1 protein-coding gene is annotated in these 386 nt (G+C 42.7%); it reads right to left on the reverse strand.

What is annotated here, in order from left to right; translation table 11 throughout:
- The coding region (locus CRU95_RS17030) for a hypothetical protein (RefSeq protein ID WP_258238768.1) at positions 1 to 386 on the reverse strand (386 nt) is incomplete at both ends.

Genomic DNA, 386 nt, shown 5'->3' on the forward strand with positions numbered 1-386 from the left:
TTTTCCCTCTTTCCTCTTCCCCTCTCCTCTCTCCTCTTTTCTCTTCTTCCATCTCTCTCCTCTCTTCCTCCTCTCTCCCTCTTTCTTTTTTTTTTTCTTCCCTCTCTCCTCTTTCTCTCTTCCTCTTCTTCTCCTTTTCTCTTCTATCTTTCTCCTTTTCCTCTTCTTTTTCTTTTCTCTCTTTCCCCTTCTCTTTTCTTTCTTCCCCTCTTTTCTCTTCCTTCTTCTTTCTTCCTCTTCCCCTTTTCTCTCCCTTTTCCTCTTCTTTCCCCTCCTCCTTTCTTCCCCCTTCTTTTCCCTTCTCTTTCTTTTCTCCCTCTTTCTCCTCCTTTCCTCCCCTCCCTTTTCCTCCTAAATAAACCTCTTGTTCTAAGCTAAGATAAGAT

It is taken from the genome of Arcobacter sp. F2176 (assembly GCF_004116465.1).
Classification (GTDB): Bacteria; Campylobacterota; Campylobacteria; order Campylobacterales; family Arcobacteraceae; genus Arcobacter; species Arcobacter siniprincipis.